This window comes from Bradyrhizobium lablabi (assembly GCF_900141755.1).
In the GTDB taxonomy this organism is placed as follows: Bacteria; Pseudomonadota; Alphaproteobacteria; order Rhizobiales; family Xanthobacteraceae; genus Bradyrhizobium; species Bradyrhizobium lablabi_A.
The window spans coordinates 5,890,429-5,913,164 of the sequence record NZ_LT670844.1 but is presented as its reverse complement, the minus strand read 5'-3'; the positions used below and the strand labels follow the sequence as shown (position 1 = coordinate 5,913,164).

Genomic DNA, 22,736 nt, shown 5'->3' with positions numbered 1-22,736 from the left:
ATCAGGCGGCGCGTACCGAGTCGAGGAATTTGTCGACTTCAAGCTTGAGGCGGTTGCTGTCGCCGGACAGTAGCTGCGCCGCGGAGAGAACCTGCGACGAGGCGGTCCCGGTCTCGCTGGCGCCGCGCTGCACATCGGTGATGTTGGAAGATACCCGCTGGGTGCCCTGGGCCGCCTGCTGCACGTTGCGGGAAATCTCCTGCGTCGCAGCCCCCTGCTCTTCCACCGCGGCGGCGATGGTCGAGGAGATCTCTGACAATTTTTCGATGGTGCCGCTGATCTCCTCGATCGCCCCCACTGATTCCTGCGTCGCGGACTGAATGCCGGTGATCTGCTGACCAATCTCGCCGGTCGCCTTCGCGGTCTGCTCCGCCAGCGCCTTGACTTCGGAGGCGACAACCGCAAAACCGCGGCCGGCTTCGCCGGCACGGGCCGCCTCGATGGTCGCGTTCAGCGCCAGCAGGTTGGTCTGCTCGGCGATGGTATTGATCAGTTCGACAACGTCGCCGATGCGGGCGGCCGCTTTCGACAATTCGCTGACGCGGTCGTTGGTCTTGCGCGCCTGATCGACCGCCTCGTTGGCCATTCGCGCCGATTCCTGCACCTGGCGGCTGATCTCGTTGACGGAAGAGGCCATTTCCTCCGTCGCGAAAGCGACCGACTGCACATTGGTGGAGGCTTCTTCGGAAGCCGCCGCGACCATGGTGGTGAGTTCCTGAGCACGCTCCGCGGTCGAGGTGAGCGTGGTCGCGGAGGCTTCCAGTTCGGTCGAGGCCGAGGACACGGTTTCGACGATCTCGCCGACGGCTGCCTCGAAAGTATCGGCGAGTTTGATCATTTCCGCCCGGCGCTGCTTGGCGGCAATCTGATCCTGCTCGGCCTTGGCTTCCGCCTCGGTGCGGGCCTTCTCTTCGGCCTTGACCTTGAAGGTCTCGACCGCCTGCGCCATGTCGCCGACTTCGTCCTTGCGCTCGAGCCCGGGAAGAACCACGCCGAAATTGCCGCCGGCGAGTTCCTTCATGCCGGAGGTCAGACCCGACAGCGGGCCGATGATCCCGCGAGCGATCAAGGAGGCGATCAACAGGCCGAGCAAGCCCGCCGCGGCGGCCACGACTTCCTGCATGGTGACGGTGCTGCTGATGCGGTCCTCGGTCTCGGCTTTGGTGTGCTCGAACGCCTTTGCGATCGAATCCTTCACGGCATCGACTTTTCCGATCGCGCTGACGGTCAGCGGAGTTACGGCCTTGTAGTAGAGCTCATCTCCGAGCAGGAGGTTGGGACCCGTTTTCTCGAATGCGTCGGCATACTTGGTGACGCCCGTCTTGATATCCTTCAGCAAGGCCGCGAGCTGCGTCGGCAGGCCGGCACTCTCGAGCGCTTCTATATGTTCGAGGGTCTTTCCGAGATTGGTCTTGAAAGTCGCGATACCCTTGGGATCGCGGGTCGCCAACATCCGCCAGTTAGCTACTCTGAGCAAAAGGACCTTGCTCTCAAGCGGGCCGGCTTCTTGCGCGAAGTCGCTCTTTTCTGAAGCTTCGACGAATTTCTGGACATCGGCCGCCATCTTGTCGCCTTCGGTGAACAACAGGTCGCGGCCCGCGACCATCTGCTTGACGGCATCGCCAAGCGCAATGCGCTTGGCCTTCAACGCTTCGACGTCTTTTGCGATTTCGATATAGGCGGCACGCCGCTCTTCGGACCTCGTCGTCTTGCCGACGGTTTCAAGAAGGTCGTTGGCCTTTGCCAGCCGCTTCTCGGCCTCCGCGAACGACGCCTCGTCGTGGTCGAACGCGTAGCGAAGGATGGCGCGGCGGATGGCCTGAAGCTCGGTTGCGATCTCACCGGCGCGGATCGCGTTGGCTGACTGCACCGTCAGCGAGCTCACTTGGGTACGAATCTCTCCCAATTGCCACACCGCGAAACCCGCAAGTGCCGCCCCGAACAGGATGAGCGCGCCAAAACCGCCATAGAGCCGGCCACGAATTCGGAGATTGAGAAACGACATCTGATCGGTCCTTGCGAATGCAGCGGGTCTAACCGCAGGTGAAAACGCCGCTGTCGATAGAACTGCGCACGAGAAATACGACGAGTGCTTCTTGGTATGGTGAATCGAATCATAGTCGCGTTAATTTTTGCTTCGTAGGAATACGGAGAGCCGATCGACAATCACCGGCCGTGGCTTGTCGCCTGCCGGTAAAATACACTCGGCGGTGGGTTAATACCGGGTCCGGTAGTGCCCACCGCGTGGATCGCTACTCATCGCGATCGGAAAATCGCGATGCTGGGGCGGCTATGATTGAAATGATGATTGGCAACCGTGCCGCAACGCGTTTGCGGGCGCGGTGGATTTGGCTAGCCCAACGTCTCCGCAACGAGACGAACCCTGAATACCGGCTTTTTGGCCTCGTCCAGCATTTCCATATGCCATTCGGCGTTTTGCTTGAGGCTGCGCGAAATTCCGCCGAGCAGGTTGCCGCAGACCTTGGTCATCTCGGCCCAGGCGGCTTCGCGGCTTTCGTATTCAGCGCCTTGTTCGGAAGCGCCGGAATAGCGACCACTGCTAATCCGGAAAAAATACAACGACATCGTTGAACCCATGTGTCCGGTCGCCCCCGATCCTCGAGCAACCTGAACGGAAGTCGCTACCAAGACATGAAACTATCGACCCGTAAGACTACGGCGTCGGCCCTGCGACGCGCATGCGCGGCCGTAGCGGGGCGATCAATCGGTCGAGCGGCGCAGCTCCGGCGCGGCTTCGGACTTTGCGGGCCCCGGCCGGGTTTCGGATTTGACCGGCTCGATTCGCGCGGCCTCGACCCGCGGGGTCTCGACGCGCGCCGAGGCTTCCACCGAGCCGGTGTGCTCCGGCGGGTGCAGCGAACGCGGATGCGCCACCGCGCGCGCCATCAACATCTGGGCGGCGCCCTGGTGGTGGAAGTCGCAATACGCAAAGCCCATGCCCGAGACCGATCCGCGGAATGAGTGCTCGTCTTTTTTGTCGAGGTTGAAGCACGGCTCGAACGGCATTCCCCTGAGCGAGGCGCAGATCGCCTGGCCGCGGATCTGCAGCGTATTACCGGGCAACCGGACATGACGAATGGGACCGGAGCCGGAGAATTGCACCGCGCCCGCGGCGCCCATGTCATCGAGCACCCGGCCTGCGCCGCGGGTGCCATCGAAACAGGTAAACGCGAACACCTTGCCGGCTACAAACTTGCGCGCTTCATCGGCATTCATCTGTCCGGCTAGCGCGGGTACAACAACAGCCCCGGCCGCAACGGCCCCCAACACGAAACGCGCAAGCATGCTGAAACTCCGACTTTTACTAGAGCGCGGGCAACGCCTGGATGTCTTTACCCGCTGCTTACCATACCAACCATGGCAACATTGGAGCAGCTTGGTTGGTAAAGTCTGAACAAGATTAGAGAATTTTTACCACGATCCGGCCGCGGACCTGTCCGGCGAGGATTTTGGCACCGGCATCGATGACTTGGTCTAGGCCGATTTCATGAGTGATTTCAGCAAGTTTTGTCCGGTCCAGGTCGCTGACGAGGCGCTGCCAGGCGGTTTTTCGGAGTTCGATCGGACACATCACGGAATCGATGCCGAGGAGACACACTCCCCGTAAAATAAACGGCGCCACCGAGGAAGGCAGGTCCATACCGGCGGCAAGCCCGCAGGCGGCGACCGCGCCGGCGTATTTCGTCATCGAGAGGACATTGGCCAGCGTGGTCGATCCGACGCTGTCGATGCCGCCGGCCCAGCGTTCCCTGGCGAGCGGCTTGGCGGGCCCCGACAGCTCGTTGCGGTCGATCACTTCAGTCGCGCCGAGACCCTTGAGATAGGGCGTCTCGGACATCCGGCCGGTCGAAGCGATCGCGTGGTAGCCGAGTTTTGAGAGCACCGCCAAAGCAACCGAGCCAACCCCGCCTGCGGCGCCCGTGACGACGACCGGACCGTTATTCGGCATCACGCCATGCTTTTCCAGCGCCAGCACCGCGAGCATCGCGGTGTAGCCGGCGGTGCCGATCGCCATCGCATCGCGGGTCGACATCCCCTCCGGCAGCCGCACCAGCCAATCGCCCTTGACGCGAGCCTTCTCGGCATACGCGCCAAGGTGGGTCTCGCCCAGGCCCCAGCCATTGCAAATAACCTTGTCGCCCGGTTTCCACTGCGGATGCGAGGATTGTTCCACGGTGCCGGCGAAATCGACGCCCGCGATCATCGGAAAGCGCCGCACCACCGGCGCCTTGCCGGTGACGGCAAGGCCATCCTTGTAGTTCAGCGTCGACCATTCGACCCGCACGGTGACATCGCCCTCCATCAATTCGGCTTCGTCGAACTGGGTGAGAGCTGCGGTAGTTCCCTTGTCCGCCTTGTCGATCCTGATCGCCTTGAACGTTCCCAATGGTGCCTCCCGTCGTCTTCTGCCGGGATGTTTAGAGCATGATCCGGAAAAGTGGAAACCGGTTTTCCGAAAAGATCATGCTCAAATGAAGAGGATCAGGCAGCTTGCGCAACCGGGCGCGCCACCGGTGCTTCGACGATCGGCAGGTTGATCAGCGCCGACAGCACGCCGAACAGCACCGAAAGCCACCAGATCGGCGTGTAGGAGCCGAATTTCTCGAACACGATGCCGCCGAGCAAGACGCCAAGGAAGCCACCGACCTGATGGCTGAAGAACGCAAATCCATAAAGCGTCGCGAGCCACCGCGTCCCAAACATCAGCGCGACTAGGCTCGATGTCGGCGGCACCGTCGACAGCCAGGTAAGCCCGCTTACGACGCCGAATGCGATCGCCGAGAAGGTCGTGATCGGAAACGAGATGAAGACTACCGTCGCCATCGCCCGGGTGAAATAAATCACCGACAGGATGTAGCGCTTCGGCAACCTGCCCTGCAGCCAGCCGACGCTGAGCGAGCCGACGATGTTGAACAGGCCGATCGTGGCAATCACCCAGCCGCCGGTCTGGACCGACGCGCCGCGATCGACCAGATAGGCCGGAAGATGCACAGTGATGAAAGCGAGCTGAAAGCCACAGGTGAAAAAGCCGAGCACCAGCAGCACATAGGAGCGATGGCCAAAAGCTTCCGCCAAGGCCTGCTTGAACGACTGCTGTTCCGAGGCGGGCACGTCGCCTGGGGCCACGCTCGGCGTCGCCATCGCCAGCGACAGCGGGACCACCAGTAGCATCAGGGCCGCAAACACCGTCAAGGCCGGCTGCCAGCCGAAACTGTCGATCAGCGCAACACCAATCGGCGCGAACAGGAATTGGCCGAACGATCCGGCCGCGGTGCCCGCCCCGAGCGCGATGCCGCGCCATTCCACCGGCAGCAATTTGCCGAACGCCGACAGCACCAGGTTGAACGAACATCCGGAGAGGCCGAAGCCGATCAGAACGCCGGCGCCGAGTTCGACCGAGGCCGGCGTCGAGCCGTATCGCATCGCGAGCAGCCCCAGGACATACATCAGCGCACCGACCGAGATCACGCGCACGGTGCCGAAGCGGTCGGCGATCGCACCGGCAAATGGCTGGCCGATCCCCCACAACAGATTCTGCACCGCGAGCGCGAGCGCGAACACGTCGCGGCCCCAGCCGAACTCATGGCTCATCGGCTGCATGAAGAACCCGAAGGCCGAACGCGGCCCGAACGTCAGCATGCCGATCAGGCTGCCGCACACGATGATCACCAGCGGCGTCCGCCAACCGCCAATGCCGGAGGCCGGACGAACGTCTGCTGCGGTTGCGCTCATATAATTTTCCCCCATGCTTGGCCGGATTGGAAAAGGCCGGCCGGCTTCATTACGGGGAGTTAATGCATTTGCATGAAAACCCCAACCGTCGCCTTCACAAAAAGTGCTCCTGCAATGCAGCGATGCAAATCGGAGCGGGCAGCCCTGAGGATTTGACCATTCCGGCATCTGGCGGCGCCCTTGGCGGCATGCTATATCCGATTTGCTCGAAATGAGGATAAGTAACTTCCTCGTGAAGAAACGCCGGCCCGTCGAGGCCGGATTTCTCAACGCTTTGATATGCTCAAATTGAGCATATATGACTCAGGGAGACCACCATGCCGATTGCTGGAATCTACGGCCCCGACGATTTTGGAAACTCCGCGCACGGGCGTCCCGCCGCCCCCACCCGGGTTGGCCCAGGCGGTCGCGCGCAAGCGCTGCCGATGCCGCCGCTGGAATGGACGCCCGAGGTCGAACGCGCAACCGCCCATCTTTATGAGCGGGTCAAAAGTGTGATCCCGCCGGTCGAGTGGCCGTTGATGGCGCCGTATATCAAGGCGATCAATGAACTGAAGCAGACCCGCAATGCGGTGATCCTGGCGCATAATTATCAGACGCCGGAGATTTTCCACTGCGTCGCCGATATCGGCGGCGACTCCCTGCAGCTCGCGATCGAAGCGACAAAAGTGAAGTCCGACATCATCGTGCAGTGCGGCGTGCACTTCATGGCGGAGACCTCGAAAATCCTCAATCCGCAGAAGACGGTGCTGATCCCGGATTCGCGCGCCGGCTGCTCGCTGGCCTCGAGCATCACCGGAGCCGATGTGCGGCTGTTGCGCGAGCGCTTTCCCGGCGTGCCCGTCGTCGCCTATGTCAACACGTCGGCCGACGTGAAGGCGGAAGTCGACATCTGCTGCACGTCTTCCAATGCAGTGCAGGTGGTCGAGAGCCTCCACGCGCCGACGGTGATTTTTCTGCCCGATCAATATTTGGCGAAATACGTAGCGTCGCAGACCGACGTGAAAATCATCGCCTGGAAAGGCGCCTGCGAGGTGCACGAGCGTTTTACCGGCGAGGAACTGCGAAGTTTTCGCGAGGCCGATCCCTCGGTGCAGATCATCGCCCATCCGGAATGCCCGCCCGACGTGCTCGCGGAAGCCGATTTCACCGGCTCGACCGCCCACATGATCAACTGGGTGCGCAACAAGCATCCCAAGCGCGTGGTGATGATCACCGAATGCTCGATGGCCGACAACGTCATGGCCGAACTGCCCGACGTCGAGATCGTGCGGCCGTGCAATCTGTGCCCGCACATGAAGCGGATCACGCTGCCCAAGATTTTGGACAGTCTTGTCACCCTGCGCGAGGAAGTCACCATCGATCCCGCCATCGCCGAGAAAGCGCGGCGTTCCGTCGAGCGGATGATCAATCTGAGGAACTAACCCCGTCGTCCCTGCGAAAGCAAGGGACCCATAACCACCAGCGCCAATTGTTGCAAAAGGCAACTACCCCATCGCCCGATCGATGAGCCGCGGCGTATGGGTCCCTGCTTTCGCAGGGACGACGAGAGAGGAAAGAAGCCATGCCAAATTACAACGACCTCACCCGCGGCACCGACGACGTCGTCATCGTCGGCGGCGGCCTTGCCGGACTTTTCTGCGCATTGAAACTGGCGCCGCGCCCAGTCACCGTGATTTCCGCCGCACCGCTCGGCCAGGGCGCCTCGACGGCGTGGGCGCAAGGCGGCATCGCAGCCGCCGTCGCCGAAGGCGACAGCGCGGAAGCGCATGCCGCCGACACGATCGCCGCCGGCGCGGGCCTGGTCGACGCCGGAATCGCGCTTGGCCTCGCGCGCGAAGCGCCTTCGCGCATCCACGACCTCCTGGGTTACGGCGTTCCCTTCGATCGCGACCTCGAGGGCAGGCTCGCGGTCGGGCGGGAAGCGGCGCATTCCGCACGGCGCATCGTGCATGTTCGGGGCGACATGGCGGGCAAAGCGATCATATCGGCGCTGATCGAGGCGGTTCGCAAAACGCCCTCGATCCGCCTGATCGAAGGTTTTGCCGCTGAGGCACTTCTGACCGAAGATGGCGCGGTTTCGGGACTTCAGGTGCGCAAAGTCGCCGACGCCACCGCAAAACCCGTGACCATCGCCGCGCGCGCGGTAGTGCTGGCGACCGGCGGCATCGGGCATCTCTATGCCGTTACCACAAATCCGCCGGAGGCGAGCGGGCTCGGGCTTGCGATCGCCGCGCGCGCCGGCGCCATCATCGCCGATCCGGAATTCGTGCAGTTTCACCCGACCGCGATCATGGTTGGCCGCGATCCTGCGCCGCTTGCGACTGAAGCGCTGCGCGGCGAAGGGGCGACCCTGATCAGCGACAAGGGCGAACGTTTCATGCCCGCGCGGCATGAGCTGGCTGAACTCGCGCCGCGCGACATCGTCGCGCGGGGAGTGTTTTCGGAAATCGCCGCAGGCCGTGGCGCGTTCCTGGACGCGACAAAGGCACTCGGCGCGCACTTCGCCGAAAAATTCCCGACCGTTTATGCAAGCTGCATGGAAGCCGGTATCGATCCGGCAAAGCAGCCGATCCCGGTGGCGCCGGCCGCGCATTATCACATGGGCGGCATCGCCGTCGATGAGCGTGGCCGCGCATCGCTGCGGGGATTGTGGGCGGGCGGCGAAGTGTCGTCGACCGGCGCGCACGGCGCCAACAGGCTGGCGTCGAACTCACTGCTCGAGGCCGTTGTCTATGCAGCGCGCATCGCGGAAGACATCGAGGGCCACACCATCGCGCCGCCTGCGGGCTTGCTGACGATATCGGTAGACCCGCGAAATGCCGCGATGCCCGCGTCGGCCGAAAAAAAACTGCGGGCGATGATGGCCTCGCATGTCGGCGTGATCCGCGATGGCGAGGGGCTTGAGGAAGCCGTGCGATCGTTCGCGGCGATCGAGCGGGAGGCTAGCAATATCGCGCTGCGTAACATGGCGACCACCGCGCTGTTGGTCGCAGCTTCGGCCTGGGCACGGCGCGAAAGCCGCGGCGCGCATTTCCGGATCGATTTTCCGGCGGAGAATCCTGCGCTGGCGCATCGCACCATGACGACGCTCGTCGCGGCGCGAGAGATTGCCGCGTCACTATCACGCGCGCCCGCCCGGATCGCGCAACCGATGATCGCCTGAACGGAGACACGCATCATGACAACACCTGCCTCGCTGCTGAACGCCGAAGCCTTCCTGTCGCCGCCCACGATCGGCGAGGCCGTGCAGCGCGCACTCGATGAAGATCTCGGCCGCGCCGGCGACATCACCTCGATTGCGACCATTCCGGAGACGACGCCGGCGCATGCCATCATGGTGGCGCGGCAGGCGGGCGTGATCGCAGGCCTGCCGCTGGCCGTCGCGACGTTCCAAAAACTGTCGGCGGACATCAAGATACAGGCCAATGTTCGCGATGGCGCGGCGGTCGAGAAAGGCGCGCATCTGCTGACGATATCAGGCCCGGCGCGTGTGGTGCTGGCCGGCGAGCGCACGGCGCTGAATTTTGTCGGCCGGCTATCCGGCATCGCAACGCTGACATCAGATTATGTCCGCCACACCGCCGGCACCAAAATGCGGATCTGCTGCACCCGCAAGACCACGCCTGGGCTGCGCGCATTGGAAAAATACGCGGTGCGCTGCGGCGGCGGTTTTAATCACCGCTTCGGGCTCGATGACGCGATCCTGATCAAGGATAACCACATCGCCGTCGCGGGCGGGATCACCGCGGTGCTGCGGCGCGCCCGCGCGCATGCCGGGCATCTCGTCAGGATCGAGATCGAGGTCGACACGCTGGCGCAGTTGCGCGAAGTGCTTGATATTGGTTTGGCCGACGTGGTGCTGTTGGACAATATGGACATCGCGACGCTGACCGAAGCGGTAAAACTCGCAAACGGCCGCGTCGTGTTGGAGGCCTCCGGTGGCGTCACCCGGGATTCAATTGCAAAGATCGCCGCGACCGGTGTTGATTATGTTTCGGCGGGGGCGCTCACGCATTCGGCGCCAAATTTTGATGTGGCGCTGGACATCGACGCGTGAACGGAATTCCTAGCGCCCCTCCATAACCGTCGTCATACCCCGCGTATGCGACCGCCACATTTTCAAGTGTCGTCCCTGCGAAAGCAGGGACCCATACGCCGCGGCCTCGCGATTTAGCGCTGTGGGTAGACGACTTTGTAACAACAATAGTCGGTGGTTATGGGTCCCTGCTTTCGCAGGGACGACAAGCGGGTTACCACCCTCACGTTTCAAACAGCCTGCCGTGTTGCGACACAGCTTCGCGATTTCGCCGCGTGTTTTGCGCGAGGTTTGCCTGAAGTTCCCGCCCTCGGAGATGAGAGGGCGCAGGGAATGCCGGGCGCTCGATGCGCCCGCAACCGCGCGTGTAGTGTAGTAAACACGCGCGTTAGTCACCACGGTCACACCGGAACAACCCAGCATTCCCCGCGCAATGGTTTTAACGGTTTGCTTCGTGCTCTCCCCGGTGACCGGGCTCTTTTGCCACCGTCATCGGCGGAATGGCTCCCGCCAACTTGACACCAGCGTCGGGGTGTCAGGACCACACGACTTCGCCGTCCGCTTAAGCGCTGTTCGTCAAAAGCGCCGCTCGCGTCCACCGCATCCCGCCGCCCACGTTCGTGACGATCGCGAAACGCCCCTCGAGAGGTGGCGGGACGACAGGCATATACAACTGATTTGGGTCGGGCTGCAAGCGATATTTCGGATATTCAGAAATCGGCCAGATTGGCCGGGTGATGAGGGAGCGTTCTATCGCCGCACGGAATTCGGATTCAATTCCGCTTCGCTCTTCGCCTCTTCGGCAAGCTCCGCCGAAAGTGCGGCGGTTTGCGCAGGCGTTCCCCAGCTCGGCGCCTCGCTGCCGTCGCCCCAGGCTTTCGGCCGGTAGAAGGTGTGCACGCCGAACCGGTACATCTTCGTCATTTCGCTGACCCAGGATGGGCGCACATAATAGGCATGGTAGTGCGTCGACTTGGCGACTTCCGGCAACCATATCTGGCCGTCGAGCATCGCCTTGGCAATCTTCCTGGCGCGCTCCCACATATCGGGCTCGCGGATGACGTCGGGATTGTTGTCGCAGGCGAAGGTGAACTGGCAGGCATAATGGCGATGCTTGTTCTGGTAGACCACACCGCACACCGTGTTCGGATAGCGGCCGGAGAAGGTGCGGTTCATCACCACCTGGGCGACCGCGATCTGGCCGCGCACGGCCTCGCCGCGGGCTTCGAAATAGACCGCTTCGGCGAGGCATTTTTCCGATTTGGCGCGCGACTTCTCGTCGAACAGGCCGAGCCGCTCGGCTGGCGTCTTGGCATGCTGATTGTCGGAATTGACTTCGCCCTTGGCGGCGATGCTCTCGCCGCTCTCGGTGGCCTTGGACGGCTCGTCGCCGGCTGATGGCAGCGAGGCCGTCACCTTCATGTCGGGATCGGGCAGCACCTCGGGCATCACGATCAAAGGCTCTTCGCCGGGCTGCCAGCGTTCGATGCTCTCCACCGATCCGCCGAGCGAGGCGCTGCCAAAAAACAGGCTCGCGGTTTTGACGGAGAAGCCGTCATGCGACGGCGCGCCTTCGAGCGGAATCGGCGACGCATCCGGCGCATTCTTCAGGTCGTCGAGCGGCTGGGCTTCGAGCGACAACGAGACATCGTATTGCGGAAGCGGCGGCGCGCTCAGCGCAGCCTGAAGTTCCGGATCGAGCAGCGCGGGTTCCGGAGGCGGCGCGGCGGCGGTCTTTGCGCCCGCGACCGACGCATTGTTTGTCGATGGATTTTCGAGCGCAGGCGCGGCATTGTCAGGCGCGGGCGCTTCGGGCAACACAATGACGAGGCGATCGCCCTTCAGCGTGCGATCAACCTTGGGGAAATCGGACGGCTGATAGCGCGGCGGCACCTGGGCAATCGGATTACGAGTCACCGACCCGGTGATGTCGATGCCCTGGTTGTCGAGACTTGCAAGAACAAAGGTCGCGGTGGGCGGCAGCGAAGTTCCGATTGGACGGCCGAAGCTATAGGTCGCGACCTGGATGGTGGAGACAGCGGAGAACACGCGTTTTTGCCAGCGCTCGGCGACGCCAGGCTGCCGGGCCAGCAGGGAGGAAATATCCTGATATCCGATCTCTGTCGGCATCAATGCGAAGACGCAGAGACCAATTCCGAAGGACGCAAACCGTGCGCCCCTCGGCTGGTTACGCATGACTGACATCGCAAACTCACGCAACGCAACATTTACGGGATCGAGCGCAGTACATCCGTGCAATTCGATCTTTTTTGGTGGTATCTAATTTAGGTTGCGAGGGAGTTAATCGGCGTTGCCCTTGTGATACAGGCAAGCAAACGCTCAGGTTTGTGCGATCACATCGAAAACGTTGGTAAACAGCGGCTCGAATAAAGTGGTAAATATCGCGTCAACGAAAATGATGAAGAAATTTTGCCCGGAGTTCAGCCCCGCATCGTAACGGGTTCCCGCAGTTGCCCAGCGTGAGGACGAGCGCGCGCCCCCTCCCAGTCATTGCGAGCGGAGCGAAGCAATCCATAGCGCCGCAAGCGGGAAGCTGGATTGCTTCGCTTCGCTCGCAAAGACGGCAACTCCGTCGTCATGGCCGGGCCTGTCCCGGCCATCCACGTCTTCGCTTCTGCGTACACCGTAAGACGTGGATGCCCGGGACGAGCCCGGGCATGACGCTGTCTTCTATCAATAGTCAGTGCGAGTAGAACTCACGCCTGGCTGGCAACCGCCTTGCCCAGGGCGGCCTGCGCCGTAGCCAACCGCCCTATTCTTTCAGCGAAGCCTTGATGGCCAGCAACGCTTTCTTGAGTACCGGCAGATCGTCTTTCACGGCATTCCAAATGATCTGGCTGTCAACCCGCTGGTACTCGTGGCGCAGGATGTTGCCGATGCCTGCGATGTCCTTACAGCGGACATCCTTGTGCTGCGACTTGAGTTCACGGCCGAGGTGACGGCTGGCCTCGGAAATCACCTCGACACCTCGCTCCAGCGCTGAACGCAAGACCCAGGAGCGCTCGTAGTCGCGGAAGGTCTTGCCGGCGATGGCTTTTTCGATTCCCCGGATGCTTTCAAGCATGTCGTGGACGCGGAGCAGAGGAGATCGGGTCGGCATCAAAAAACCCGCTTAGCCTCGGCCTCAACTCGCTTGCGAATAAGGGGGTGCAGCCCCTTGCGCGTGGTCAGGTCCACGCCTACGCCCAAACCTTCCTCCAGCAAACGCTTGCTGGCCACCAGATCGAACGCGTTAAACTTGCCGCGGGGGTCATAGTCGATGAACAGGTCCAGATCGCTATTGGCGCCAGCCTTGTCCTTGGCTGTGGATCCAAACAGATAAAGCGATGTCGCGCCCCGCGCCCTGAGGGCACCAGCGAAGGTACGCAGCTTTTTCAGGGCTTCTGCTCGGTTCATGGGCTTCTCCTATCACAATGATATAGGAAGCCGCAAAAGCCAATCCTAACGCCGCCGTTGCTTCGCTCGCAAAGACGGCAACTCCGTCGTCATGGCCGGGCTTGTCCGGCCATCCACGTCTTCTCTCCACGCACACCGTAAGACGTGGATGCCCGGGACAAGCCCGGGCATGACGCTGTCTTCTATCAATGGTCAGTGCGAGTAGAACTCACGCCTGGCTGGCAACCGCCTTGCCAAGCGCCGCCTGCGCTGCGGCCAGGCGCGCGATCGGAACGCGGTAGGGTGAGCAGGAGACGTAGTCGAGGCCGATCTCGTGGCAGAATGCGACGGAAGCGGGATCGCCGCCGTGCTCGCCGCAAATGCCGACCTTGATGTTGGGGCGGGTTTTTCGCCCACGCGCGACACCGATCTTCACGAGCTCGCCGACGCCGTCGCGATCGACCGAGATGAAGGGATCGATCTCCAAGATTCCCTTGGCAATGTAAGTGCCGAGGAATCCGGCGGCGTCGTCACGGCTGATGCCGTAAGTGGTCTGGGTCAGGTCGTTGGTGCCGAACGAGAAGAATTCCGCGGTTTTCGCGATATCGCCGGCCATCAGGCACGCGCGCGGCAACTCGATCATGGTGCCGACCTGATAGGCGAGCTTGGTTCCGGTCTCGCGCATCACCGCCTGCGCGGTGGCGTCGATCCGCGCCTTGACCAGATCGAACTCGGCCCTCGTCGCGATCAGCGGCACCATCACCTCCAGCCCAACTGCCTTGCCGGTGCGTTTTCCGGCTTCGACCGCGGCCTCGAAGATGGCGCGCGCCTGCATCTCGGCGATTTCCGGATAGGCAACGGCGAGACGGCAGCCGCGGAAGCCGAGCATCGGGTTGAACTCGGCGAGATCGCGGGCGCGATCGGCGAGCCGGCGCGGATCGGTGTTCATCGCGCGCGCGACTTCCTCGATCTCGGCTTGCGTATGCGGCAGGAATTCATGCAGCGGCGGATCGAGCAGCCGAACCGTGACAGGAAGCCCCTTCATGATTTCAAACAGCTCGACGAAATCGGCGCGCTGCATCGGCAACAATTTTGAAAGCGCGGCGCGGCGGGTCTGCTCGTCCTCGGCCAAAATCATCTCGCGCACGGTGCGGATGCGGGTCTCCTCGAAGAACATGTGCTCGGTGCGGCAGAGCCCGATGCCCTCGGCGCCGAATTTGATCGCGGTCCGCGCGTCATCCGGCGTGTCGCCATTGACGCGGACGCCGAGCTTGCGGACCGAATCCGCCCAGCCCATCAGCGTGCCGAATTCACCCGATAGCTCCGGCTCGATCATCGGCATCCGCCCGGCGAGCACCTGGCCCAGCGAACCGTCGATGGTGATGACGTCGCCGGCCTTGAAGGTGCGCGATCCGATGCTCATGGTGCCGCGGCCGTAATCGACGCGGATCGAGCCGCAGCCGGAAACGCAGGGCTTGCCCATGCCGCGCGCGACCACCGCGGCGTGCGAGGTCATGCCGCCGCGGGTGGTCAAGATACCTTCGGCCGCATGCATGCCGTGAATGTCTTCCGGGCTGGTCTCGATCCGCACCAGAATGACGTTGCGGCCGTCGGCCTGCAGCTTTGCAGCCTCGTCTGACGAGAACACGATTTCGCCGGCGGCCGCGCCCGGCGAGGCCGGCAGGCCGGTGGCGATGACGTCGCGCTTGGCGGCCGGATCGATGGTCGGATGCAGCAACTGATCGAGCGAGGCCGGATCGATCCGCGAGACCGCGTCTTTCTTGGAGATCAGGCCTTCATTGGCGAGCTCGACCGCGATGCGCAGCGCCGCCTTGGCGGTGCGCTTGCCGCCGCGGGTCTGCAGCATCCACAATTTGCCCTGCTCGACCGTGAACTCCATGTCCTGCATATCGCGGTAATGCTTTTCGAGCAGCGTATAAATCCGCGTCAATTCCTTGAACGCCTCGGGCATCGCGGTTTCCATCGACGCTTTGTCCGAGCCGGATTCGTTGCGCGCGTCTTCGGTGATGTCCTGCGGCGTGCGGATGCCCGCCACCACGTCCTCGCCCTGCGCGTTGATCAGGAATTCGCCGTACAGCTTGCTCTCGCCGGTCGAGGGATTGCGCGTGAACGCAACACCGGTCGCCGAGGTCTCGCCCATATTGCCGAACACCATCGCCTGCACATTGACCGCGGTGCCCCACGACTCCGGAATATCGTGCAGCTTGCGGTAGGTCACCGCGCGCGCATTCATCCAGGATGAGAACACAGCCCCGATCGCGCCCCACAATTGGTCGTGCGGATCCTGCGGAAAATCCTTGCCGGTTTCGCGCGCCACCGCATCCTTGTAGCGGCCGACCACGTCGACCCAGTCGTCGCCGGTCAAATCAGTGTCGAGCGTGTAGCCCTGGCCGTCCTTGAAAGTATCGAGGATGTCCTCGAAATGATGATGCTCGAAGCCGAGCACGACGTCCGAATACATCGTGATGAAGCGGCGGTAGCTGTCATAGGCGAAACGGCGATCGCCGGACATTTCAGCCAGCGCTTCCACGGTGGTGTCGTTGAGACCGAGATTGAGCACGGTATCCATCATGCCCGGCATCGAGGCGCGGCCGCCGGAGCGCACCGAAACCAGCAACGGATTCCTGGAGTCGCCAAACGCCTTGCCGGTCAATTTGCCGACATGATCCAGCGCCTTTTCGACCTGCGCCTTCAATTCTGACGGATAGGATTTGTCGTGCGCGTAAAAATAAGTGCAGACCGATGTCGGAATGGTGAAGCCGGGAGGCACCGGCAACCCCAGATTGGCCATCTCGGCCAAATTCGCGCCCTTGCCGCCGAGCAAATCGCGCATCTGCGCTTTGCCCTCGGCTTTGCCGTCACCGAAGGTGAACACCCATTTGCCGGCTTTTGCGACGTCTGCGGCGGGCTTGGCTACGGCAACTTTGGCCGCCGGCTTCGGCGCCGGCTTGGCCGGGCTCTTCTTCAGCGCCTTGCGGGCGGTCGCCGGCGGCGCGGCCTTGGCCCGGGCGGGCGCGGATGGCTTTGATTTCGCTGCGGTTTTCTTAAGCTTCGAGACGGCTTTGGCCATGACTGCAGATCATCCGCGACAGGAGGAGGGACTTGCCGCCTTACACCATTTTGGGCGGTTCGGCGCAAGGTGCGAGCGGGTCAATTACGCAGGATATGACGCTACATATGAAACCATCTGAGCACCCCGAGACCAATCAATCCATTGAGAATGAGAAAGATCGCGACGATCAGATTCAACAGCCTTGGCATGATCAAGATCAGAACGCCTGCAATGAGCGACATGATTGGTGAAATGTGGGCCGTCGTGATGACCATTGAAATATCTCCGGATTGAAGCTTAAGGGGAAATCGAATCGAGGCTCGGATTTTATCCTGATGCGCGGTTCCACGATAGGAGACGCAATTCGCCGCGATCGGTTCCGTGCATATGAGAGATGCCGAAAATTGCAGCGATGACGCGGCCTTGTTCCCGGAACAATGCCGCGCGCGATGAATTGGCTCGGTTGCGTGCTGGCCAAAAACCCGGCGTGCATCATCGCGAAGGAGTTTTAGCATGCGGAACAGAATACTTGCCGTTGCGGCGATCGCGGGCGCACTCGGTGCACCGATCGCAGCGCAGGCGCAGAGCGAGATGACGACGGGCATGCGCGGCGGCAGCCCCGTGATCATCAACGAAGACGTCGATGGCATCGCCGTCGATCAGCGGCCTGCGTTCCATGAATACATCATTCGCGAGCGCGTGCCGAATTACACCATCCCGGATCGCGTGATCGTGGGCGGCGTGCTGCCGGAGACCGGCGTTACCTACTACGACGTGCCGCAGAGCTTTGGCGTGACGCCCTATCGCTACACCGTGGTGAACGGCCGCACCATATTGGTCGAACCGCGCACCCGCCGCATCGTTCAGGTGGTCGAGTAAGGGTACGTTCCCATCTGGACGAATTGTCCGGATGCCGCAGCGGCCACCGGACATCCAGGCCCCGCCCGGTCCCCCCGCCGGGCGGGGCTTCTGGTTTTCTGTGCTACGCGCCCTTCAGCATCGACATGATGCGGCTGGCGGACTGATAGTTCGCCACCGCATTGTCGCGAAAGGCCGGCGTCCAGTTGACCGCCTGGCGCTCTTCGGCGCTCATCGACGAATAGGTGTTGAGAATGCCGAGACTGAGCTGGGTCGGATCTCCGCTGGTCTGGCTCTGCTTCAGCGCGGCAAGGATGCTGGCGCGGTTGCGCGCTTCCAGGGCCTGCTTGGCGGCATAGCTCTCACGCGTCGAAAACAAGCTATCCTGATTGAGCGTGATCGCTGCCAGCGATCGATTGTCGATCGAGCTAAGGTCGGCTTGTTGGCTGGACTTGCCCGCGGCGGTGGCAGCTTTGGCCTGCGCGTCGAGCGTGGCGCGAACATTCTTGGCGACGGTCGAAATATCCTCGGTGGCCGTAGTGCCACCATTGGCATTCTGCGCGAGGTAGGCGGCGACCGGATCGTTCGCTATGCCGGTCGGCGCAGTGGTGGGGTTCTGCTGGGTGGCCTGAACCCCCTTCAGCACTGCGGCACGCTGCGCCGACCACGTGGCGGTCGCCTTCTCCTCGCTGCTGGCGCTATCGAGATAATCGAGTGCCGCCTTGTAGAGCGAACTGAAGTCGCCCGTCAGTTTCGAGGTCGCGGCGGCCGGGGCCAACGCATCATTGAAGCGATTGGCAAGCTCGGTGCTGGCGACTTTCTGTTCGTCGGGGGTGAACTTGCCGCCATTATTGGTCGCGATCGCAAACAGCGAGCGGCGATCGAATGAGGAAAGATCGATCGTCGTCTTGCCGTCGTCCCCGACCGGCCCCTTGACCTTGGCGGCGGCGTAGAGCCCGTCGAGCGCGCTGCGCGCGTCGGCGGTTACGGTGGTGAAATTCTTCGACGTGGAAGCGCTGGCGAGCTGGGCGCGGGCGGCGTCCGACAGCGTCAGATTGGTTGCCGCACTGCTGTCGGGCTGATTGCCGGAATCGGCGGCTGCCAGGACGCTGGCCAGCGTTGGCTGCGTCGCCTGTGCGCGGGCATAGGCGGAGCCCATTTGGGCGTAGGGATTGAGACCGGTGTTTACCGAGGTCATTTGCGACCCTGCCCGCGTTTTATGCGACGGTTAAGGAACCGTTACCGCAGCGGACCATTTCAAAATATGGTTAAGGAGTCGTAAATATTTCCGGATATGTCTGGATATTTCCGGGGAGGCTCGTGTCCCGGACGCGGCGCGGCGCCGCTTGGCTATGCGCCCGAGAGCCGTGATCTGTCGGCGCGCGGGCCCCGGATCAGCAGCGCACCACGCCGCAAGAGCGGCGCGCTGCGCAGTATCCGGGGCACGAGGCTAGTCCTGTATCTTCGAAAAATCCGCAACCGCGCGCGTCGCCGCGCGGATTTCATTGAGCAGCTTCAGGCGATTTTCGCGCACTTTTGGATCGTCGTCATTGACCTTGACCTTGTCGAAGAACGCATCCACCGCCGGCCGCAATTTTGCCAATACGCCCATCGCGCCGGCGAAATCTTCGTTGGCGATGGCGGCGCCGGCTTCCACCTTCACCTGCTCGATCGCTTTTGCGAGTGCCTTTTCTTCTGGGAGAGAATAGAGAGCGGGATCGGGCGCGCCATCATAGCTGCGCTTATCCTTCTTCTCCTCGATTGCGAGGATGTTGCTCGCGCGCTTGGTACCCGCAAGCAGGTTCTTGCCGTCGTCGGTATCGAGGAATTTTCCTAGCGCTTCGACGCGGCGGACCACCATCAGAAGGTCGTCTTGGCCTTCGAGCGCAAATACGGCATCGACGAGATCATGCCGCGCGCCCTGTTCGCGCAGCTGGACTTTTAGGCGGTCTGCGAAGAAGGCGAGAAGCTCTAAGATGGGCTTGGCCAGCTTTTCTTCAACAAGCCATTTGGGGTTCACCCCATAATCTAACAGCTTCGAGAGAATCGCCAGTGCAGCTTCATGAGACGCCGGTGCGTTCCAAAGCTGAGAGCGCATTGTCGAGTGGTGCTCAGCATTTGTGAGGAGCACATGTTTGTCGAGCACCCGCATGACAGGACTGACCAAAACACTCGACAGTTTCATTCTTAGATTATTGTCCAACACGGTCCGAATCACGCCAAGTGCCGCACGCCGCAACGCATACGGGTCCTTGCTCCCGGTCGGCTTCTCATCGATCGCCCAAAAACCGGCCAGTGTATCGATCTTGTCCGCCAGCGCCACCGCAATGCTCACCGGGTCGGTCGGCACGCGATCCGCGGGTCCCTGCGGCTTGTAATGCTCCTCGCTCGCGGCGGCGACGGATGCATCCTCGCCCTGCGCCAGCGCGTAATACTTCCCCATCAAGCCCTGCAGCTCCGGGAATTCGCCGACTACTTCGGTCAGCAAATCAGCCTTCGCCAGATGCGCCGCGCGTTTTGTCCTTTCGACATCAGCGCCGACCAGCGGCGCGATCTCGGCCGCCAGCCGCTCGATCCGCTTGATGCGCTCGCCCTGAGTCCCCAGCTTCTCGTGAAACACGATCCCGTCGAACTTCGGCAGCCGGTCTTCGAGCCTGATCTTCAAATCCGTCTCATAGAAAAACTTCGCATCGGAGAGTCGCGCGCGGATCACGCGCTCGTTGCCGCCGATGATGGTCTTGCCGCCGTCACTCGCCTCGATGTTGGCGGTGAGGATGAACTTGTTGGTCAACTTACCCGTCTTGGGATCGCTGACGACAAAGCATTTTTGGTTGTTGCGGATCGTGGCGCGGATCACCTCGCCGGGGATAGACAGAAACTCCTTGTCGAACGAACCCATCAGCACCACGGGCCATTCGACCAGGCCGGCGACTTCATCGAGCAGCGCCTGATCCTCGACCAGTTCAAGATTCTGCGCCTGCGCCAGGGTCTTTGCTTCGGCCAAAATGATGTCCTTGCGCGCCTGCGGATCGAGCACGACTTTTGCGGCCTGCAATTTCGTCTCGTAATCCTCGAAGCGGCGCACGGAAATCGCCGCCGGCGCCATGAAGCGGTGGCCAAAGGTGGTCTGGCCGGCTGTGATGCCGTCGACCGAAAAATTCACGACATCGGGTTCTTCAGTCTCCATGCCGAAGGTCGCGACGATCGAATGCAGCGGCCGCACCCATTGCAGCGAGCTTGGCCTGGCCGAGCGCTCGCCCCAGCGCATCGACTTCGGCCATGGAAAGGTCCTGATGATGACCGGCAGCATGTCGGCGAGCACGTCCAGCGTCGCGCGGCCGGGCTTCTCGATCAGCGCGACATAAAAATCGCCTTTCTTCGGATCGCGCTGGATTTTTGCCTCGTCGATCGAGGCAAGGCCGGTGGCTTTCAGAAATCCCTGGATCGCGGTTTCCGGCCCGCCGACGCGCGGGCCGCGGCGCTCTTCCTTCAAATCGGATTGCCGCGCCGGAATGCCGTGCACCGTCAGCGTCAGCCGCCGCGGTGTCGCGAACGCTTTGGCGCCTTCATAGACGAGGCCTTCGGCGACCAGTCTGTCGGTGACCATGCGGCGCAGATCGTCGGCCGCCTTCGCCTGCATGCGCGCGGGGATTTCTTCGGAGAAAAGCTCAAACAGAAGGTCAGGCATCGGTCCTACTCCCCTCCCCCCGCCTGCGGCGGGGAGGGGTCGGGGGTGGGGGGTCCATCCGCGTTGATCGCCGTATCAATCGTCACGAGAACGCCAGATATGTTTTCAAGGACCTCGTTATTCCAGAATCTCAAAACACGATAGCCGTTCGCCTCGAGATATCGGGTACGTGTCTCGTCGGAGGCACTAAGGGAATGCTGGCCGCCGTCGACCTCAAGGATAATTTTGGAGCGATGGCTGGCGAAGTCGGCGAAGTAAGGACCGATCGTTGCCTGTCGCCGAAAGTGGTGGTCCTTGAACGGAGGCTGCCGCAAATGTTGCCAGAGTTTCTTTTCGGCTTCGGTCGCGTCACGACGTAATGCGCGAGCGCGGGGAACGCGCTGGTCAACGGGACGCAGTGGTTTCTGTGGCATCCACCCCCCACCCCCGACCCCTCCCCGCCACACGCCTCGCGCGCGGCGGGAGGGGAGCAGGTACGCGCTCGCCATATTCCAACTTAAAACTGCAGTCACCGGGGGCCGTCCGCGGCCGCCCCGCCCGCCTCGGTATGCACCCAGGCTTCGCCGCAGGCCTTTGCCAGTTCACGCACGCGCATGATGTAGCTCTGACGTTCGGTCACCGAGATCACGCCGCGGGCGTCGAGCAGGTTGAAGACGTGGCTCGCCTTGATGCACTGGTCGTAGGCCGGCAGCGCCATCAAATGCCGCCTCTGATTGTGGCCGCCCACCCATCCCGCCTCGAGATATTTCTTGCAGGCTTCTTCGGCCATCTTGAACTGCTCGAACAGCATGCCGGTGTCGGCGTATTCGAAATTGTGCCGCGAATATTCCTGCTCGGCCTGCAGGAACACGTCGCCATAGGTCACCTTGTCGGCGCCCTCGCGGCCGTTGAAATTGAGATCGTAGACGCGGTCGACGCCCTGCACATACATCGCGAGCCGCTCGAGCCCGTAGGTGAGCTCGCCCGAAACCGGCGCGCATTCGACGCCTGCGACCTGCTGAAAGTATGTGAACTGCGAGACTTCCATGCCGTCACACCAGCATTCCCACCCCAAGCCCCAGGCGCCGAGCGTCGGGCTTTCCCAGTCGTCCTCGACGAACCGAATATCGTGCAGATGCGGATCGATGCCGATCGCTTCCAGCGATTTCAGATAAAGCTCCTGGATGTTCGGCGGCGACGGTTTCAGGATCACCTGGAACTGATAATAATGCTGCATGCGGTTTGGATTTTCGCCGTAGCGGCCATCCTTGGGACGGCGCGAGGGCTGCACATAGGCCGCGTTCCAGCGCTTCGGGCCGAGCGCGCGCAGCGTGGTTGCCGGGTGAAAAGTGCCCGCGCCCATTTCCATATCGTAAGGCTGCAGGATCACGCAGCCTTGATCGGCCCAGAACCGTTGCAGGGTCAGAATAAAACCCTGGAACGAGCGTTCCGGGCGCATATGGGCAGGCAGGGTGTCCATCGTCAGATCAGGTTTAAGGGGGTACGCGCGCGCGGGACCGTATCGGCGGTGCGCCGTGGAATCAAGGCGATGCGGGAACCTGAGGGGGTGTTCCTCATGGTGAGGAGCGCATCTTGCGCGTCTCGAACCATGAGGCCCGGACGGTGCCTGTGGCCATCCTTCGAGACGCAGGCTTGCGCCTGCTCCTCAGGATGAGGAGAATCAGCCCGGGCGATAAGCGCCGGTGGTGGGATCCCGCCGCAAGGTCGGAATTTCGCTCGACCTGGCAGCCTCGGCGAGGCGTGCGAGGCGGGCTTCTTCCAATTCCCTGTTGACCCGGAGGGCTGTCCGGTAGGCCCAGCGGACCACGGCCATCCCACCCAGGACGCCCGCGAATGCGATCAGCGGCGGCATCGGTCGATCCTTGTCGTTCATCGTCACGCCCCCTCACCATATTGTCGCCCAAGCCGGTCCTGGCCGCAATCGCCTT

19 protein-coding genes are annotated in these 22,736 nt (G+C 62.3%); 4 read left to right on the top strand and 15 right to left on the bottom strand.

The annotated features are described in order from the left end of the window. Position 1: 1 nt before the first annotated feature. From B5526_RS27665 to B5526_RS27645, 5 genes are all read right to left on the bottom strand, one after another. The gene (locus B5526_RS27665; protein WP_079542961.1) at positions 2-2,005 is read right to left on the bottom strand and encodes a HAMP domain-containing methyl-accepting chemotaxis protein; all 2,004 of its coding nucleotides are present in this window, start codon (positions 2,003-2,005) and stop codon (positions 2-4) included. A gap of 347 nt (positions 2,006-2,352) precedes the next feature. Further along, complete coding sequence (locus B5526_RS27660; RefSeq protein ID WP_079545492.1) at positions 2,353-2,586, bottom strand: DUF6894 family protein; 234 nt, start codon at positions 2,584-2,586, stop codon at positions 2,353-2,355. Between the two features lie 135 nt (positions 2,587-2,721). Further along, the gene (locus tag B5526_RS27655) at positions 2,722-3,306 is read right to left on the bottom strand and encodes a hypothetical protein (protein WP_079542960.1); all 585 of its coding nucleotides are present in this window, start codon (positions 3,304-3,306) and stop codon (positions 2,722-2,724) included. Between the two features lie 115 nt (positions 3,307-3,421). Further along, on the bottom strand, positions 3,422-4,408 hold the full coding sequence (gene acuI / locus B5526_RS27650; RefSeq protein WP_079542959.1) for an acrylyl-CoA reductase (NADPH): 987 nt from the start codon (positions 4,406-4,408) through the stop codon (positions 3,422-3,424). Between the two features lie 95 nt (positions 4,409-4,503). Next, the gene (locus B5526_RS27645; RefSeq protein ID WP_079545489.1) at positions 4,504-5,754 is read right to left on the bottom strand and encodes an MFS transporter; all 1,251 of its coding nucleotides are present in this window, start codon (positions 5,752-5,754) and stop codon (positions 4,504-4,506) included. A gap of 317 nt (positions 5,755-6,071) precedes the next feature. Here B5526_RS27645 and nadA point away from each other — a divergent pair, with 317 nt between their 5' ends. The 3 genes from nadA to nadC all read left to right on the top strand — a co-directional run bounded on the left by nadA (position 6,072) and on the right by nadC (position 9,814). Next, positions 6,072-7,178, top strand: a complete 1,107-nt coding sequence (gene nadA, locus B5526_RS27635) for a quinolinate synthase NadA (RefSeq protein WP_079542957.1) — start codon at positions 6,072-6,074, stop codon at positions 7,176-7,178. A 140-nt stretch (positions 7,179-7,318) separates the two neighbouring features. Then, positions 7,319-8,920 carry an L-aspartate oxidase gene (locus tag B5526_RS27630; RefSeq protein ID WP_079542956.1) on the top strand — a complete coding sequence of 534 codons (1,602 nt, stop codon included), beginning with the start codon at positions 7,319-7,321 and terminating at the stop codon, positions 8,918-8,920. A gap of 15 nt (positions 8,921-8,935) precedes the next feature. Next, positions 8,936-9,814, top strand: a complete 879-nt coding sequence (gene nadC / locus B5526_RS27625) for a carboxylating nicotinate-nucleotide diphosphorylase (protein WP_079542955.1) — start codon at positions 8,936-8,938, stop codon at positions 9,812-9,814. A 729-nt stretch (positions 9,815-10,543) separates the two neighbouring features. Here the strand turns inward: nadC and B5526_RS27620 are convergent. From B5526_RS27620 to B5526_RS27600, 5 genes are all read right to left on the bottom strand, one after another. Continuing rightward, positions 10,544-11,998, bottom strand: coding sequence for a cell wall hydrolase (locus tag B5526_RS27620; RefSeq protein ID WP_079542954.1), 1,455 nt, complete (start codon positions 11,996-11,998; stop codon positions 10,544-10,546). A 568-nt stretch (positions 11,999-12,566) separates the two neighbouring features. Beyond that, the gene (locus B5526_RS27615) at positions 12,567-12,878 is read right to left on the bottom strand and encodes a HepT-like ribonuclease domain-containing protein (RefSeq protein WP_172842118.1); all 312 of its coding nucleotides are present in this window, start codon (positions 12,876-12,878) and stop codon (positions 12,567-12,569) included. 35 nt (positions 12,879-12,913) lie between these two features. Then, positions 12,914-13,210: a nucleotidyltransferase family protein gene (locus tag B5526_RS27610; protein ID WP_079542952.1), complete on the bottom strand. Its 297-nt coding sequence runs from the start codon at positions 13,208-13,210 to the stop codon at positions 12,914-12,916. Between the two features lie 208 nt (positions 13,211-13,418). Further along, positions 13,419-16,280, bottom strand: coding sequence for a pyruvate, phosphate dikinase (gene ppdK / locus B5526_RS27605; RefSeq protein WP_079542951.1), 2,862 nt, complete (start codon positions 16,278-16,280; stop codon positions 13,419-13,421). A gap of 101 nt (positions 16,281-16,381) precedes the next feature. Then, positions 16,382-16,537 carry a DUF3096 domain-containing protein gene (locus B5526_RS27600; protein ID WP_079545487.1) on the bottom strand — a complete coding sequence of 52 codons (156 nt, stop codon included), beginning with the start codon at positions 16,535-16,537 and terminating at the stop codon, positions 16,382-16,384. Positions 16,538-16,775: 238 nt separating this feature from the next. On the opposite strand from B5526_RS27600, the gene B5526_RS27595 reads away from it, so the two are divergent. Then, a complete protein-coding gene (locus B5526_RS27595; protein WP_079542950.1) occupies positions 16,776-17,141 on the top strand; it encodes a DUF1236 domain-containing protein in 366 nt (121 codons plus the stop codon). A 103-nt stretch (positions 17,142-17,244) separates the two neighbouring features. On the opposite strand, the gene B5526_RS27590 is transcribed toward B5526_RS27595, so the two are convergent. From B5526_RS27590 to B5526_RS27570, 5 genes are all read right to left on the bottom strand, one after another. Beyond that, positions 17,245-18,318 (bottom strand): hypothetical protein, encoded by a 1,074-nt coding sequence (locus B5526_RS27590; protein ID WP_079542949.1) that lies wholly within the window; start codon positions 18,316-18,318, stop codon positions 17,245-17,247. A gap of 252 nt (positions 18,319-18,570) precedes the next feature. After that, positions 18,571-20,808, bottom strand: coding sequence for a glycine--tRNA ligase subunit beta (glyS, locus tag B5526_RS27585; RefSeq protein ID WP_154071486.1), 2,238 nt, complete (start codon positions 20,806-20,808; stop codon positions 18,571-18,573). Between the two features lie 5 nt (positions 20,809-20,813). Further along, the gene (locus B5526_RS27580) at positions 20,814-21,221 is read right to left on the bottom strand and encodes an endonuclease domain-containing protein (protein ID WP_079545485.1); all 408 of its coding nucleotides are present in this window, start codon (positions 21,219-21,221) and stop codon (positions 20,814-20,816) included. Positions 21,222-21,316: 95 nt separating this feature from the next. Next, on the bottom strand, positions 21,317-22,267 hold the full coding sequence (locus B5526_RS27575; RefSeq protein ID WP_079542948.1) for a glycine--tRNA ligase subunit alpha: 951 nt from the start codon (positions 22,265-22,267) through the stop codon (positions 21,317-21,319). 201 nt (positions 22,268-22,468) lie between these two features. Beyond that, positions 22,469-22,660 (bottom strand): hypothetical protein, encoded by a 192-nt coding sequence (locus B5526_RS27570; RefSeq protein ID WP_079545482.1) that lies wholly within the window; start codon positions 22,658-22,660, stop codon positions 22,469-22,471. Between the last annotated feature and the right edge of the window lie 76 nt (positions 22,661-22,736).

Excerpts from the sequence above, each read along its gene's own strand:
- B5526_RS27615 (WP_172842118.1), bottom strand. The coding sequence starts at position 12,878 with ATGCTTGAAAGCATCCGGGGAATCGAAAAAGCCATCGCCGGCAAGACC.
- B5526_RS27580 (WP_079545485.1), bottom strand. The coding sequence starts at position 21,221 with ATGCCACAGAAACCACTGCGTCCCGTTGACCAGCGCGTTCCCCGCGCT.
- B5526_RS27620 (WP_079542954.1), bottom strand. The coding sequence starts at position 11,998 with ATGTCAGTCATGCGTAACCAGCCGAGGGGCGCACGGTTTGCGTCCTTC.
- nadC (WP_079542955.1), top strand. The coding sequence starts at position 8,936 with ATGACAACACCTGCCTCGCTGCTGAACGCCGAAGCCTTCCTGTCGCCG.
- B5526_RS27665 (WP_079542961.1), bottom strand. The coding sequence starts at position 2,005 with ATGTCGTTTCTCAATCTCCGAATTCGTGGCCGGCTCTATGGCGGTTTT.
- B5526_RS27660 (WP_079545492.1), bottom strand. The coding sequence starts at position 2,586 with ATGTCGTTGTATTTTTTCCGGATTAGCAGTGGTCGCTATTCCGGCGCT.
- ppdK (WP_079542951.1), bottom strand. The coding sequence starts at position 16,280 with ATGGCCAAAGCCGTCTCGAAGCTTAAGAAAACCGCAGCGAAATCAAAG.
- B5526_RS27570 (WP_079545482.1), bottom strand. The coding sequence starts at position 22,660 with ATGCCGCCGCTGATCGCATTCGCGGGCGTCCTGGGTGGGATGGCCGTG.
- B5526_RS27575 (WP_079542948.1), bottom strand. The coding sequence starts at position 22,267 with ATGGACACCCTGCCTGCCCATATGCGCCCGGAACGCTCGTTCCAGGGT.
- B5526_RS27655 (WP_079542960.1), bottom strand. The coding sequence starts at position 3,306 with ATGCTTGCGCGTTTCGTGTTGGGGGCCGTTGCGGCCGGGGCTGTTGTT.
- B5526_RS27590 (WP_079542949.1), bottom strand. The coding sequence starts at position 18,318 with ATGACCTCGGTAAACACCGGTCTCAATCCCTACGCCCAAATGGGCTCC.
- nadA (WP_079542957.1), top strand. The coding sequence starts at position 6,072 with ATGCCGATTGCTGGAATCTACGGCCCCGACGATTTTGGAAACTCCGCG.
- B5526_RS27600 (WP_079545487.1), bottom strand. The coding sequence starts at position 16,537 with ATGGTCATCACGACGGCCCACATTTCACCAATCATGTCGCTCATTGCA.
- B5526_RS27595 (WP_079542950.1), top strand. The coding sequence starts at position 16,776 with ATGCGGAACAGAATACTTGCCGTTGCGGCGATCGCGGGCGCACTCGGT.
- glyS (WP_154071486.1), bottom strand. The coding sequence starts at position 20,808 with ATGCCTGACCTTCTGTTTGAGCTTTTCTCCGAAGAAATCCCCGCGCGC.
- B5526_RS27610 (WP_079542952.1), bottom strand. The coding sequence starts at position 13,210 with ATGAACCGAGCAGAAGCCCTGAAAAAGCTGCGTACCTTCGCTGGTGCC.
- B5526_RS27630 (WP_079542956.1), top strand. The coding sequence starts at position 7,319 with ATGCCAAATTACAACGACCTCACCCGCGGCACCGACGACGTCGTCATC.
- B5526_RS27645 (WP_079545489.1), bottom strand. The coding sequence starts at position 5,754 with ATGAGCGCAACCGCAGCAGACGTTCGTCCGGCCTCCGGCATTGGCGGT.